Here is a 14,287-nt window from a genome sequence, read left to right on the forward strand (position 1 = left end):
CGTCTCGAAATGAGGGTTAGCATTTTCTAAATTTACTATTTCATGCTATAATGGTATGTAAATATTTTTTTGGCGAAAAGCCTATAGGAAGAACAAATGAAATTAGAAGATTATATTGCATCTATTGAAAACTACCCGAAAGAAGGGGTTACTTTCCGTGATATTAGTCCTTTGATGGCTGATGGAAATGCTTATAGCTATGCTATCCGTGAAATCGTTCAGTATGCGACTGATAAGAAGATTGACATGATTGTTGGTCCTGAAGCACGTGGTTTCATCGTTGGTTGTCCAGTTGCTTTTGAACTTGGTATTGGTTTTGCTCCTGTTCGTAAACCTGGTAAATTGCCACGTGAAGTGATTTCAGCCAATTACGAAAAAGAGTATGGTGTTGATACACTTTGTATGCATGCCGATGCAATCAAGCCAGGCCAACGTGTACTTATCGTTGATGACCTCTTGGCAACTGGTGGTACCGTCAAAGCTACAATTGAAATGATTGAGCGCCTAGGTGGTGTCGTTGCTGGTTGTGCCTTCTTGATTGAGCTTGATGGTCTTAATGGACGTGAAGCTATTGAAGGTTACGATACTAAAGTATTGATGAACTTCCCAGGGTAAATCTACCTATGAATTAACAAAAGGCCTTAGGGCCTTTTTAACTCTTTTAAAACAAAGGTGGCCTCTAAATATAGTTTAAAGCTATAGCTAACTAGAGAAAATATATATTTGATAACAATACCTCCCCGGTTTATAATATGAAGATAGAATAAATAAGGATGGAGATATTGTTATGCCTATAAAACTTGATAATAAGTTACCAGCTCTTGATGTATTGCGTTCGGAAAATGTCTTCATCATGGATGAGAACAGAGCTAGTAGCCAAGATATTCGACCAATGGAGGTCTTAATCCTTAATCTTATGCCTACTAAAGAAGTTACGGAAACTCAATTGCTACGTCTTTTGGCCAATACGCCACTTCAAATTAACGTCGAGTTTCTTTATATGGCTAGTCATAAGTCAAAAAATACCCATGCCGAACATATGGAAACCTTTTATAAGACTTTTGATGAAATTAAGCATAAGTATTATGATGGTCTCATCGTAACAGGTGCTCCTGTTGAGCAAATGCCTTTTGAAGAAGTTGATTATTGGCAAGAATTGACACAGGTTTTTGACTGGTCTAAAAAGCATGTCTATTCAACCCTTCATCTGTGTTGGGGAGCTCAAGCAGGTCTCTATTATAAGCATGGAGTCGACAAGGTCCCATTGTCAGAGAAACTATCTGGTATCTATAAACAAACGGTTGACATGCCTGAAAACTTCCTTATGAATGGCTTTGATGATAGCTTTGTGTCACCACACTCTCGCTATACTGAGGTTACGCTCGAGGATATTAAAAACAAGACGGATTTAGATATTGTTGTGTCAGGACCAGAGGTTGGTTTATCTATTTTAGCAAGTAAGAATCTTCGTGAAGTATATAGTTTCGGTCATTTTGAATATGACCGTGATACTCTGGCAAGAGAATACCGAAGAGATTTGGATGCAGGGATCGATCCAGACGTACCAGCAAACTATTTCCCAGGAGATGATCCAAATCAGGAGCCTAAACTTCGTTGGAATCTCGCGGCATCTGCCTTCTTTAGCAATTGGATTAACTATGCGGTATATCAAGAAACACCTTATCGTTTAGAAGAGTTGGAAGACGATTTTTCATTCTACGGTTATTTGTAGTAGACAGTCTCAAAAGACTTATGTGAGCGCATAAAGACTTTTGGGGTGTCTAGCTACTCTGAAAGGTAAATATGAGTTTTTTTGAACAGTATCGATCAGGCAATCTGGTCCTTCCTAATGCTTTATTTTTCCACTTTAAGGATATTTTCCCATCTGCGGATGACTTTCTCGTTTGGCAGTTTCTCTATCTACAAACAACAACTCAGATTGGAGAAGTGGCTTCTAGTCAGATAGCGCAAGCAACTGGAAAGACACCAACTGAGGTTAATAAAAGTATTACGACATTGACTGAGGCTGGGCTCCTTGATTTCACGACTATTAAGGTTAATAATGAAATTGAGATGGTTGTAGATGCTTCACCTGCCTTGGCAGTTTTGGACAAGTTAGTGAGCAATGAAAAGACAACGACCGGGCCTGTAGTTGGTCAGCCAACAAATACACAACTCATCAAGCAGTTAACAGATGAGTTAGAACAAGCTTTGGGAATCTTGAATCCTATGGTTATCGAAGATTTAAACAAGGAAATCCAAGAAGAACATACTGATCCCGAACTTATCCGTGAGGCTTTGAAAGAAGCAGTATTTAACCGCAAGACAAATTGGAATTACATCAAAGGGGTTCTGCGTAACTGGAAATTGAGTGGTATTACGACGAAAATTCAAGTTGAAGAGCGTCGTTTGGAGCATCAAGGTAAGAAGCACCATCACCAAGTTTCGGATGACTTCAAAACAGGTATGGATGCAGCCCGTCAATTATGGGGTGGCCAATAATGTTAGGAAGAAAACGTGTTAATGAGGCTCTAGCTCTCATGGGGGAGATGTTTCCCAATGCTCATGGAGAGTTGGAGTGGGAAACTCCTTTCCAACTATTAGTTGCTGTTATTTTATCGGCCCAGACAACTGATAAGGCTGTTAATAAGATTACACCAGGCTTGTGGGCGCGTTATCCAGAAATTGAGGATTTGGCTTCTGCTAATCTCGATGATGTTGAGATGTGTTTGCGAACAATCGGTCTTTATAAGAATAAGGCAAAGAACATCATCAAGACTGCTAGAGCTGTTTTGATGAATTTTGATGGACAGGTTCCGAAAACGCATAAGGAATTGGAAAGTCTACCTGGTGTGGGACGAAAAACAGCTAACGTAGTATTGGCTGAAGTCTATGGTATTCCTTCTATTGCTGTAGATACGCATGTCTCACGTGTATCTAAAAGGCTAAATATCGTGCCAGAGGATGCTAGTGTAGAGGAAATCGAAGCGGAACTGATGAAGAAAATCCCAAAGAGGGATTGGATTATCAGTCATCACCGTATGATTTTCTTTGGACGTTATCATTGTTTGGCTAAGAATCCTAAGTGTCAGACATGTCCTCTTCAAAGTTATTGTAAGTACTATAAAGAAACAACTAAGAAATAAGCTGGAGAATGTGACTTTCTTCGGCTTTTTACAGCTGTAAGAATTTGTTACAAACTAGTAACTTGACAAAAGTCTCAGGCTTTAAGAAAATAGAAGAAACGATTTAGAAGCAGGAGCGATATAGTGAATGGCTGAATTCAGTAATGAAGAGTATCTGAGAGCCTTAGCTGATAATGGTGATAGAGAAGCAGCCAAAGAATATGAGCAAGCTTTGGATAATCGTATTTTTCAGTTGCAGATTTCATTGGCTCAAACGAGTGATCCGCAGGGTCGTAGGGAAGTGCAAAAACTCTTGGAACAAGAGGAAAAGAAAAAAAGGGACTACTTTCAAGAAAAAGAGGAAAAAGCTGTGAGCGAATTTAGACGTCGTAAAAATGAAACTACAAAGGGAAGAAAAGTTTCGAGTTTTGATAAACTCAAAGATCCTAAAAACATTAGATGGGTAATTGGAGTTGTTGCGGTACTTGCAGTGGTTATTCCTGTTGTTACCTTGATGTGGTATAGTAATAACCAAAAAGAGAGTGAAACAAATCCATGGAAAAACGGTCAGTTGGCAAAAAGTAAGGAAGCAGCTGCAGCAGCATCTGATAATCAATCCTCTCAAGTTGATACCTCATCTTTGTCTGATCAACAGTTAGAAGACTGGGTTGTTTCTACCTATGCTAAAGAACAAGGTTCAACTGGAGAAAATTATAAAAATCTAGGTTGGAATGTTTATTCATGGACGGATGATGATGATAACCTAGTTTATGCTCAACTTTATGATGCCTATGGTAATGATGTTCTTCTTTTCCGTGTAGATAAGAAGGGACAACTCGAAGCCTATGGTGGTATTGACGGTTCAAGCGATTCTTGGGACGTCGTTTCAAAAACTTATACAACCGATTAATGAAACTATATAAAACACCTGACTATGGTGGTTGAGACTGTCTTTTGACAGTCTTTTTTGGTATAATTTAAGGTAATCGTGTATACAATTAGAAAGCTGACTGAGAAGATTTGGGGATGATGGTTCTACAGAACTTTTTTAATGTCTTCAGGTTTTCGAGGATAGGTTAAATAAAGGAGAGTTGTCGTGTCAGACTATTTATCGGTCACATCCTTAACCAAATATTTGAAAATGAAATTTGACCGTGATCCTTATTTAGAGAGGGTATATTTGACGGGACAGGTTTCCAATTTTCGTCGCCGCCCGAGTCATCAATATTTTTCGCTTAAGGATGAAGGAGCTGTTATTCAGGCGACGATTTGGGCTGGAGTTTTCAAAAAACTTGGTTTTGAACTCGAAGAAGGTATGAAGATCAATGTCGTAGGTCGTGTCCAGATTTATGAGCCTAGTGGCTCTTATTCCATTATTATAGAGAAGGCTGAGCCGGATGGTATTGGAGCTTTGGCTATCCAGTTTGAACAGCTTCGTAAAAAATTGACTGCAGAAGGCTACTTTGATGATCGTCATAAGCAAGCGCTGCCTAATTTTGTTAAAAAAATAGGGGTTGTCACAAGTCCTAGTGGTGCGGTTATTCGAGATATTATTACGACCGTTAGCCGTCGTTTTCCAGGGGTAGAAATCTTACTTTTCCCTACCAAGGTTCAAGGTGAAGGAGCTGCGCAGGAAATTGCTGAAAATATTCAAAAAGCCAATCAAAGGGATGACTTAGATTTACTTATCGTAGGTCGTGGTGGAGGTTCTATTGAAGACCTCTGGGCTTTTAACGAGGAAATTGTTGTTCAGTCAATTTTTGAGAGTCGTCTACCTGTGATTTCAAGTGTTGGTCACGAAACAGATACGACTTTGGCTGACTTTGTTGCAGATCGTAGGGCTGCTACACCTACAGCAGCGGCAGAACTTGCTACTCCAGTATCAAAGGCCGATACCTTGGTTTGGATTCGTGAAAGACAAAATAGAGCTTATCAAGCCTGTTTGAGAAGTATACAGTACAATCAAGAACGTTTAGCTAAACTGTCACAATCTGTTGTCTTTAGGCAACCTGAGCGCCTATATGATGGTTATTTACAAAAGTTGGATCGACTAACAATAAGGCTTGAAACCTTCGTGAGTCAAGATTTCGAGCGAAAGCAAAAAAAAGCGGAACTTTTGAAACAACGGTTACAAGGCTTAAATCTTCTGACCAGTGTTCAGAACTATCAAGACCGTCGAGAGTCTTTGCAACGTTTATTGGTGACCACAACCAAGAACACCATTAATGGTAACCGTGTGAGATTAGAAAAGGCACAGGATGCTTTATTGTCTCTAGATACTAGCCGTATTGTTGCAAGGGGCTATGCCATTGTCAAAAAAGATGATAAACCTTTAACCAGTACCAAGAATATTACCGAAGGTGATCAATTAACCGTCCAAATGAGAGATGGTGAACTAGAAGTAGAGGTGAAAAATGTCAACTAAAAAAACATTTGAGGAAAATTTACAGGACTTAGAAGCCATTGTCACTAAGCTCGAAACAGGTGATGTTGCTCTTGAGGATGCTATTGCTGAGTTCCAAAAAGGTATGGCCTTGTCTAAGGATTTGCAGAAGACCTTGGAAGATGCTGAAAAAACACTAGTTAAGGTTATGCAAGCAGATGGTACAGAAACGGAAATGGATGCCTAATGAGCAAGCTAAATAAAATTGATGCGTCTATCCGTGATTACTACCAAAAAAAGAATCTTCCTGTATCAAGTGATTTAATCACTGCTATTCTTTATTCAGTTGATAGTGGCGGTAAGCGTATTCGTCCACTGATTTTCTTAGATTTACTTGAAGGATTTGGTTTAGAGCTAACTCCTAGTCATTTCGATGTTGCAGCGAGTCTTGAAATGATTCATACTGGAAGTCTGATTCACGATGATCTGCCGGCTATGGATGATGATGATTACCGTCGAGGACGTTTAACCAACCATAAGAAATTTGATGAAGCAACGGCGATATTGGCTGGCGATTCTCTCTTTTTGGATCCCTTTGATCTCCTGGCCCAAACAGAGCTATCAGCAGAAATTCGAGTTCAATTGATTCAAGCATTGTCTCATTCCTCAGGTACCTTCGGTATGGTTGGTGGCCAGATGTTGGATATGAAGGGTGAAGGTCAGAAACTTGATTTATCGCAACTAGCTAAAATTCATGAGCATAAGACAGGTATGCTTTTAACCTTTCCTTTTGTGGCGGCTGGTATTGTTGCTCAAAAAAATCTAGAGGTTTTGGAAAATCTGAAAGAAGCTGGTCGCCTGATTGGTCTTGCCTTTCAAGTCCGTGATGATATTTTGGATGTGACTGCTGATTTCGAAGAACTTGGAAAGACACCTGGAAAAGATGTAGTAGCTGGGAAATCAACCTATCCGGCTCTTCTTGGTCTGAAAAAATCACATGCTATCCTCGAAGAATCACTTAGTAAAGCTGAGGCTATTTTCCAAAATCTAGCTGAGACTCAAGGTTTCAAGAAAGACAGTATTATAGAAATCATAGAAAGGTTACGACTCCATGCCTAAGGAAAGAGTAGACGTCTTGGCTTATAAACAGGACCTTTTTGAAACACGAGAACAAGCAAAACGTGGCGTAATGGCAGGTTTAGTTGTTAATGTTATCAATGGTGAGCGTTACGATAAACCTGGTGAAAAAATAGACGACGGTACAGAGTTGAAGCTTAAAGGTGAAAAACTTAAGTATGTGAGTCGTGGAGGACTCAAACTTGAAAAAGCTTTGGAAGTTTTCAATCTGTCAGTAGAAGGTATGACGACCATTGATATCGGAGCCTCAACAGGTGGGTTTACTGATGTTATGCTTCAAAATGGGGCCAAACTGGTTTATGCTGTTGATGTCGGTACCAATCAGTTGGTTTGGAAATTGCGTCAAGATGAGCGTGTTCGTTCCATGGAGCAATGTAATTTTCGTTATGCTGAACCTGTCGATTTCACAGAAGGACTACCGTCTTTTGCATCAATCGATGTCAGCTTCATTTCTCTTAATCTGATTCTACCGGCTTTGGCTAAGATATTGGTTGATGGGGGGCAAGTTGTTGCTCTTGTGAAACCACAATTTGAGGCGGGCCGTGAACAAATTGGGAAAAACGGGATTGTCCGTGAGAGCAGTGTCCATGAAAAAGTGTTAGAAACAGTGATAGCTTTTGCGGTTGACTATGGCTTTTCAGTTAAAGGACTGGACTTTTCACCTATCCAAGGTGGTCATGGTAACATTGAGTTTCTCGCACACTTGGAGAAGACAAATTCTCCTCAAAATGATGCTCAAACCTCTATTAAGGACGTTGTAGCACAAGCACACAAGGAGTTTAAAAAGAATGAAGAAGAATGATCGTTTGGAGTTAATCCGAAAGATTGTCCAAGAAAATAAAATTACGACTCAGGGAGAATTGGTAAAATTACTCCAAAATGAGGGATTAAAGGCTACTCAAGCGACTGTATCGCGTGATATCAATGAAATTGGTATTACCAAAGTGCCAACTGAAGACGGTTCTTACATCTATGGGCTCTCAACTGTTCCTAGACGAGTAGGTGGAACCTCTGTTGCGACTCGTCGCTTATTGCGTGTTGATCGTCAACATGCCTTTATGAATATCGTTGTTCAACCCGGGACTAGCCGTCTCATCAAGAAGATTCTTTTGGATGAGTACAAGCATTTGATTTTTAGTGTCATTGCTGACGATGATACCCTCTTTTTAGTGGCTCAGTCAGAGTTGGCAGCTATTGAACTGCAGGGGCAAATCATTAAGTGGGTTGAAGAATAGGAGGGCCTATGCTTCTCGAAATTACGATAAAGAATTTCGCAATTATTGAAGAGATTTCTCTAAACTTTGAGAATGGTATGACCGTCCTTACTGGTGAAACAGGTGCAGGAAAGTCCATTATTATAGATGCTATGAATCTTATGTTGGGTGCTAGGGCTTCTAGTGAGGTCGTCCGTCATTCAGCATCTAAGGCTGAAATTCAGGGCTTCTTTTCAATCGAACAAAATCCTGCTTTGGTTAGTATCTTGGAAGATAATGGGATTCCTGTTGAGGATGAATTGATTATCCGTCGTGAAATCTTCCAAAATGGTAGAAGTGTTAGTCGCATCAATGGGCAGATGGTCAATTTAACGACGCTTAAGGCTGTTGGGCACTTCTTGGTAGATATCCATGGACAACATGACCAGGAAGAGCTTATGAAACCTGTTCTGCATATTACCATGCTTGATGCCTTTGGTGACAAGGAATTTTTCCAGACTAAGAAAGATTACCAGGAGTATTTTGACCGCTATCGTGAGTTAAGAAAAGCTGTTCTTGAAAAGCAGAAAAATGAGCAGGATCATAAGGCTCGAATTGAAATGTTAGCATTTCAGATTGCAGAAATTGAAGCAGTCTCTCTAAAATCAGGAGAAGATTTGGCTTTGATGCAGGAGCGAGACAAGCTTCTTAATCATAAGCAGATTGCTGATACCTTAACAAATGCCTATGTTATGCTGGATAATGAAGATTTTTCAAGCCTTTCAAATGTCCGTTCTGCCATGAATGACCTCCAGTCTCTTGAAGAGTATGACTCTGATTACAAAGAACTCTCTGGAAATCTATCAGAAGCCTATTATGTTCTGGAAGATGTCACTAAGCAACTAGGTGATTTTTTGGATAATCTGGACTTTGATGCTGGGCGTTTACAAGAGATTGAACACCGCTTAGATACCATTAATGCCACTACTCGTAAATATGGTGGGACTGTCGATGACGTCTTGGATTATCTGGAAAATTCAAGTAAAGAATACAATCTTCTGACAGGAAACTCTAGCTCGTCAGATGCTATGGAACAAGAGCTTAAGCAACTTGAAAAGGACCTGCTTGCGTCTGCGGAGACCCTACAAACAGCACGCCATCAAATTGCTACGGCTCTTGAAGCTGAGATTAAGAACGAGTTATGCGACCTCTATATGGATAAGGCTGATTTTAAAGTCACCTTTACTAAGGGGAAATTTAATCGAGATGGTAATGAGCAGGTTGAGTTTTACATCTCAACCAATCCAGGTGAAGGCTTTAAACCGCTTGTTAAGGTAGCTTCAGGTGGTGAATTATCTCGACTCATGTTAGCGATTAAGTCAGCCTTTGCCCGCAAAGAAGATAAAACAAGTATCGTCTTTGATGAGGTTGACACTGGCGTTTCAGGACGTGTTGCCCAGGCCATCGCTCAGAAGATTCATAAGATTGGGAGTCATGGTCAGGTCTTGGCCATCAGTCACCTTCCGCAAGTTATTGCTATTGCTGATTATCAGTTCTTTATTTCTAAGGAAAGCGATAACGAGACAACTGTCTCTCGTGTTCGTCTTTTGACACCTGAGGAAAGGGTGCAAGAAATCGCTAAGATGTTAGCAGGTGATAACGTGACGGAGGCTGCCTTGAGCCAAGCAAGAGCTTTGTTAAAGGTGGACGACTCTCTTTAGGAAAAGACTTGGGAAAAACTTTCCAGTCATGCTATAATAGAATAAAAATTTGTGTTAAGCGAGAAAAATATGAGTAAAATCAGAATTGTAACCGATTCGTCAATCACGATTGAACCAGAATTGGTTAAAAAATTTAATATCACTGTTGTCCCATTGTCGGTAATGGTGGACGGTGTCATCTATTCAGATAGTGACCTTCGAGAAGAAGGCCGTTTCTTGGAAATGATGAAGCATAGTAAAGAGTTACCAAAGACAAGCCAACCACCTGTAGGTTTGTTTGCTGAGACATATGAAAATCTTGTCAAAGAAGGTGCAGAACAAATTGTGGCAATCCACATTATGCACACACTCTCTGGGACATGTGAAGCCTCACGTCAAGGAGCTAGTCTTTCAGGAGCAGATGTAACTGTCATCGATTCAGGCTTTACGGATCAATGCCTCAAGTTTCAAGTTGTTGAGGCAGCTAAATTAGCCGAAGCAGGAGCTAGTCTTGATGAGATTGTAGCCCATGTTGAAGAAGTGAAAAATAAATCAGAACTTCATATTGGTGTTTCTACCCTTGAGAATCTGGTTAAAGGTGGTCGTATTGGACGTGTAACAGGTCTACTGTCTTCATTACTCAATATCCGTGTCATCATGGAGTTGAAAGACTATCAGTTGAATACGGTTGCTAAGGGGCGAGGAGCTAAGACTTTCACGAAATGGTTAGATTCTTATATTAATGGTATCAAGGATAAGGACCTCAAAGTGGCAGAGATTGGTATTTCTTATGCAGGGACACCTGATCTAGCACATGAACTGGCTGAAAAACTTGAGGTTTTGGGTGCTCCAATTTCAATCCTTGAGACTGGTTCCATCATTCAAACGCACACTGGTGAAGGCGCCTTTGCCGTAATGGTTCGTTATGAATAAGTGGAAAGAATCAGAATTAGTTAGAAGCCTCGTAGGCTTCTTCTTGCTTTTTCTCTTATTTGTCGGACTCTTCATTTTTATCGTTCCTAGTACGCATCAGTCATCAAAAATTGCAGAAAAGATTAAATCTATCAAAAATGAAAATGTGACCTATGTTGCTATTGGTGATTCCCTTACTCAAGGGGTAGGTGATAGTAGTAATCAAGGAGGATTCGTTCCTGTGCTATCACAGGCATTAGAGTCAGATTTTGACTGGCAAGTGACTTCTCGTAACTACGGTATTGCGGGGAATACGAGTAATCAAATTCTCAAAAGAATGCAAGAAAAGAAGGATATTCAAAGAGATCTCAAAAAGGCTAAAGTGATGACTCTGACAGTTGGTGGTAATGATGTGATCCATGTCATTAAGGACAATATCACGAATCTTAATGTAGCTACCTTCACTAAGCCTGCCCAGGCCTATCAAAAGAGATTAGGACAGATTATTGAGCTAGCTCGCAAGGAAAATAAAACATTACCAATTTATATTGTTGGTATTTACAATCCTTTTTATCTAAATTTTCCAGAGATGACAGAAATGCAAACTATTGTAGATAATTGGAACCAGTCTACTGAAGAGGTGTGCAAAGAGTACGATAATGTGTATTTTGTTCCTGTAAATGATTTGCTTTATAAGGGAATTGATGGTAAGGGCGGTGTTACAAGTTCTGATGATACCTATCAGTCTAGTAAATCTTCTCAAGATAGCCTGAACGATGCTCTTTTTGAGGATGATCATTTTCATCCAAATAATACAGGTTATCAAATTATGTCAGATGCCATTTTGAAACGTATTAACCAAACAAAGAAGGAGTGGTCAGGTGAGTAAGATATGGAAGTGGCTATTTTTAGGACTCTTGGCCTTAAATCTAGCCCTAGTAAGTGTTGTGACATATAGAATCATGACTCCAGTGGAGACGACAAGTTCTGTATCCCTACCCAAGGGAGCAACTAAAATTGGAAAATATAGTATGACTAAGGATGAGCTTGACGCTGCTCTTACAGGCTTTGCCCAGGATTATTCGACTGATAAGATGCGTTTCAAGGTCAAGGTTACCAATTCTAAAATCGTTTTTGAAAGTAGCTATAAGGTTTTAGGTCATCCTGTTCCTCTATATGTCTATTTTACGCCGGTTGTTAGTGAATCAGGAGCAATTGTACTGCATGTTTCTGAGCTTTCAGCTGGAACCTTGAAACTGCCTGTTTCGGATGCCCTTAAGATGATTAAACGTTCGACTAACCTTCCTGATTACATCGCAATCGATAGTAAGAAGGGAAAGGTCACCCTAAATATTCAGTCTATGAAGAATGAGAAGGGGATAATAGCACGTGCTCAAAGCCTAGATTTGGTTAATGACCGTATCGAATTTGACATCTATAAGACAATAAATTAAAAAGCCTTTACTTTTTGCAAAAAAGCGATTAAATTAGCGTTTATTACTTGACCTCATAGGTCTTTTAGGATAAGATAATACTTGTTCAAGCGCTAAAAAAACTATTCGCTTAGAAATAAATTGGAGGATTGTTACAATGGCTAACAAACAAGATTTGATCGCTAAAGTTGCAGAAGCAACTGAGCTTACTAAAAAAGATTCAGCAGCAGCTGTAGATGCAGTTTTCGCTTCTATCGAAGAATTTCTTGCTGCAGGTGAAAAAGTACAATTGATTGGTTTCGGTAACTTTGAAGTACGCGAACGCGCTGCTCGTCAAGGTCGTAACCCACAAACTGGTGAAGCTATCTCAATCGCAGCTTCTAAAGTTCCTGCATTTAAAGCTGGTAAAGCTCTTAAAGACGCAGTTAAATAATGTAAAAACCCCTAAGATTTTAGGGGTTTTGATTTATACGAAATAAGTTAAGGAAATCTATGAAAACCATAACAGTGGTATTGATTTTTCTTTTGGTTTTTACTGTTATTAAACTATCAGGTATTGTTGCTATTAGCAAACTGATGAAGCCAAGTGAAGAACAAATTGAAGAAGCGCGTCAGAAACGTCTTCAAGCTGAAAAAGAGGGCAAGGACCCTTTTGAAGACTGGGATGAACGCGATGATGATGGTCTTGTCTAATAAGAGAATCATCATCAAATAACAAAAAAGTTTGGAAAATCTTCCAAACTTTTTTTATAGACTAGTCGATGTAGTGAAGTTTTCCTCGGAAGTCTTCAAGAGTTTCGTAACCTTTTTCTTCCATGATTTCTTTAAGTTCTTTAGTAATACGGTCAAAAATAGCGACACCTTCTTTTTGAAGGGCAGTACCAACTTGTACCATACTTGCGCCACAAAGGATGTGTTCAAAAGCATCACGACCAGATTTTACACCACCAGTACCAATAATTTGGATTTCAGGTTTCAAACGTTGGTAGAAAGCATGAACGTTTGCCAAGGCAGTAGGTTTGATGTAGTCACCACCTATACCACCAAAACCATTCTTAGGTTTGATGACAACAGACTCATCTTCAATGTAAAGGCCATTACCAATTGAGTTCACACAGTTAACAAAGACAAGTGGGAATTGGTTGAAAACGGCAGCAGCTTGATCAAAGTGCACAATATCAAAGTATGGTGGTAATTTCACACCAAGTGGTTTCGTAAAGTAAGAAAAGACTTCAGTTAGGATCTCGGTTGTTGTTTCAAAATCGTAAGCGATTTGAGGTTTACCCGGAACGTTAGGACATGAAAGGTTGAGTTCAACCAGCCCTTCATAGTCACTTTCTTGAACTTTTTTAAGAATGGTGTGTGTTTCCTCAGGTGAAAGACCAACGAGAGAAAGAAAATGATTTTTTGTATTGGGTTGCTTTTGTAATTCAATGACATAGTCAAGGTAGTATTCGAAACCGTTATTTGGCAATCCCATTGAGTTGATTGACCCAAGAGGTACATTCACATAACGTGGTTCAGGATTGCCGGGACGGGCCTCAAGTGTTCCTGTTTTTGTGACAAATGAACCTGCAGCTGAAGCCTCAACCTCTGCCAATTCTTCCTTAGTCATACAATGAACACCAGCGGCATTCATAAGACAGTTATCAAACGTAAACTGACCAACTTTTGTAGCAGTAGAAACCATAAGATCCTCCTTAAAGATCACAAAGTAAAATGTTACTATTTCATCTCATTTTAGCATGAAAAGGGGCCTAAAACAAGGAAATATTGGACGGGCTAAAGCCTCTAAAACGAAATTCTGATATCGTCTCTTTTTGCCAAGACAAGAAGCAATAGAATTTTACAGAATTTTTTGGATTTTGCTAGCTTTTTCAAGGTTTTTTGGGTAGAATAGATACAGTAAATGGGTTTAACCCAAAATAAAAAGGAGACATAACTAATGGTAAAATTGGTTTTCGCTCGCCACGGTGAGTCTGAATGGAACAAAGCTAACCTTTTCACAGGTTGGGCTGACGTAGATCTTTCTGAAAAAGGTACTCAACAAGCTATCGACGCTGGTAAATTGATTAAAGAAGCTGGTATCGAATTTGACCAAGCATACACTTCAGTATTGAAACGTGCGATCAAAACAACTAACTTGGCTCTTGAAGCATCTGACCAACTTTGGGTTCCAGTTGAAAAATCATGGCGCTTGAACGAACGTCACTACGGTGGTTTGACTGGTAAAAACAAAGCAGAAGCTGCTGAGCAATTTGGTGATGAGCAAGTTCACATCTGGCGTCGTTCATACGATGTATTGCCTCCAAACATGGATCGTGATGATGAGCACTCAGCACACACTGACCGTCGTTACGCTTCACTTGATGACTCAGTAATTCCAGATGCTGAAAACTTGAAA

18 protein-coding genes are annotated in these 14,287 nt (G+C 39.7%); 17 read left to right on the forward strand and 1 reads right to left on the reverse strand.

Annotation, left to right across the window (positions count from 1 at the left end; all coding sequences use genetic code 11):
- The first annotated feature begins 96 nt into the window (after positions 1 to 96).
- The 16 genes from HMPREF2867_RS00920 to HMPREF2867_RS00995 all read left to right on the forward strand — a co-directional run bounded on the left by HMPREF2867_RS00920 (position 97) and on the right by HMPREF2867_RS00995 (position 12,576).
- Entirely contained in the window at positions 97 to 615 is a 519-nt protein-coding gene (locus HMPREF2867_RS00920) for an adenine phosphoribosyltransferase (protein WP_070439027.1), read from the forward strand.
- 172 nt (positions 616 to 787) lie between these two features.
- Positions 788 to 1,732 (forward strand): homoserine O-acetyltransferase MetA, encoded by a 945-nt coding sequence (gene metA, locus HMPREF2867_RS00925; RefSeq protein WP_070575083.1) that lies wholly within the window; start codon positions 788 to 790, stop codon positions 1,730 to 1,732.
- A 71-nt stretch (positions 1,733 to 1,803) separates the two neighbouring features.
- On the forward strand, positions 1,804 to 2,502 hold the full coding sequence (locus tag HMPREF2867_RS00930) for a DnaD domain-containing protein (protein WP_004182658.1): 699 nt from the start codon (positions 1,804 to 1,806) through the stop codon (positions 2,500 to 2,502).
- On the forward strand, positions 2,502 to 3,146 hold the full coding sequence (gene nth / locus HMPREF2867_RS00935) for an endonuclease III (protein WP_002884001.1): 645 nt from the start codon (positions 2,502 to 2,504) through the stop codon (positions 3,144 to 3,146). Before HMPREF2867_RS00930 ends, nth begins: the two co-directional genes overlap by 1 nt.
- Positions 3,147 to 3,273: 127 nt before the next feature.
- Entirely contained in the window at positions 3,274 to 4,035 is a 762-nt protein-coding gene (locus HMPREF2867_RS00940) for a hypothetical protein (RefSeq protein ID WP_070575087.1), read from the forward strand.
- Between the two features lie 186 nt (positions 4,036 to 4,221).
- A complete protein-coding gene (gene xseA / locus HMPREF2867_RS00945; RefSeq protein ID WP_070575089.1) occupies positions 4,222 to 5,550 on the forward strand; it encodes an exodeoxyribonuclease VII large subunit in 1,329 nt (442 codons plus the stop codon).
- A complete protein-coding gene (locus HMPREF2867_RS00950) occupies positions 5,540 to 5,755 on the forward strand; it encodes an exodeoxyribonuclease VII small subunit (RefSeq protein ID WP_002884058.1) in 216 nt (71 codons plus the stop codon). Before xseA ends, HMPREF2867_RS00950 begins: the two co-directional genes overlap by 11 nt.
- Positions 5,755 to 6,627, forward strand: coding sequence for a polyprenyl synthetase family protein (locus HMPREF2867_RS00955; protein ID WP_070575093.1), 873 nt, complete (start codon positions 5,755 to 5,757; stop codon positions 6,625 to 6,627). Before HMPREF2867_RS00950 ends, HMPREF2867_RS00955 begins: the two co-directional genes overlap by 1 nt.
- Positions 6,620 to 7,447, forward strand: coding sequence for a TlyA family RNA methyltransferase (locus HMPREF2867_RS00960; protein WP_070575096.1), 828 nt, complete (start codon positions 6,620 to 6,622; stop codon positions 7,445 to 7,447). Before HMPREF2867_RS00955 ends, HMPREF2867_RS00960 begins: the two co-directional genes overlap by 8 nt.
- Positions 7,434 to 7,880, forward strand: coding sequence for an arginine repressor (locus tag HMPREF2867_RS00965; RefSeq protein WP_070575099.1), 447 nt, complete (start codon positions 7,434 to 7,436; stop codon positions 7,878 to 7,880). The genes HMPREF2867_RS00960 and HMPREF2867_RS00965 overlap by 14 nt, the downstream gene beginning before the upstream one ends.
- Positions 7,881 to 7,888: 8 nt before the next feature.
- Positions 7,889 to 9,559 (forward strand): DNA repair protein RecN, encoded by a 1,671-nt coding sequence (gene recN, locus HMPREF2867_RS00970; protein ID WP_070575102.1) that lies wholly within the window; start codon positions 7,889 to 7,891, stop codon positions 9,557 to 9,559.
- Between the two features lie 69 nt (positions 9,560 to 9,628).
- Positions 9,629 to 10,471, forward strand: coding sequence for a DegV family protein (locus tag HMPREF2867_RS00975; protein ID WP_070575105.1), 843 nt, complete (start codon positions 9,629 to 9,631; stop codon positions 10,469 to 10,471).
- Positions 10,464 to 11,339: an SGNH/GDSL hydrolase family protein gene (locus tag HMPREF2867_RS00980; RefSeq protein WP_070575108.1), complete on the forward strand. Its 876-nt coding sequence runs from the start codon at positions 10,464 to 10,466 to the stop codon at positions 11,337 to 11,339. The genes HMPREF2867_RS00975 and HMPREF2867_RS00980 overlap by 8 nt, the downstream gene beginning before the upstream one ends.
- Positions 11,332 to 11,904 carry a YpmS family protein gene (locus HMPREF2867_RS00985; RefSeq protein WP_070575111.1) on the forward strand — a complete coding sequence of 191 codons (573 nt, stop codon included), beginning with the start codon at positions 11,332 to 11,334 and terminating at the stop codon, positions 11,902 to 11,904. Before HMPREF2867_RS00980 ends, HMPREF2867_RS00985 begins: the two co-directional genes overlap by 8 nt.
- A gap of 136 nt (positions 11,905 to 12,040) precedes the next feature.
- Entirely contained in the window at positions 12,041 to 12,316 is a 276-nt protein-coding gene (locus tag HMPREF2867_RS00990) for an HU family DNA-binding protein (protein ID WP_002884048.1), read from the forward strand.
- Between the two features lie 59 nt (positions 12,317 to 12,375).
- Positions 12,376 to 12,576, forward strand: coding sequence for a hypothetical protein (locus HMPREF2867_RS00995; protein ID WP_002890779.1), 201 nt, complete (start codon positions 12,376 to 12,378; stop codon positions 12,574 to 12,576).
- Positions 12,577 to 12,637: 61 nt separating this feature from the next.
- Here the strand turns inward: HMPREF2867_RS00995 and HMPREF2867_RS01000 are convergent, their stop codons facing one another.
- Positions 12,638 to 13,573, reverse strand: coding sequence for a dihydroorotate oxidase (locus tag HMPREF2867_RS01000; protein WP_060971492.1), 936 nt, complete (start codon positions 13,571 to 13,573; stop codon positions 12,638 to 12,640).
- 255 nt (positions 13,574 to 13,828) lie between these two features.
- On the opposite strand from HMPREF2867_RS01000, the gene HMPREF2867_RS01005 reads away from it, so the two are divergent.
- Positions 13,829 to 14,287 (forward strand): 2,3-bisphosphoglycerate-dependent phosphoglycerate mutase (locus HMPREF2867_RS01005; RefSeq protein ID WP_070575117.1); only part of this gene is annotated, 459 nt, incomplete at its 3' end.

The organism is Streptococcus sp. HMSC064H09 (assembly GCF_001812625.1).
Lineage (GTDB): Bacteria > Bacillota > Bacilli > Lactobacillales > Streptococcaceae > Streptococcus.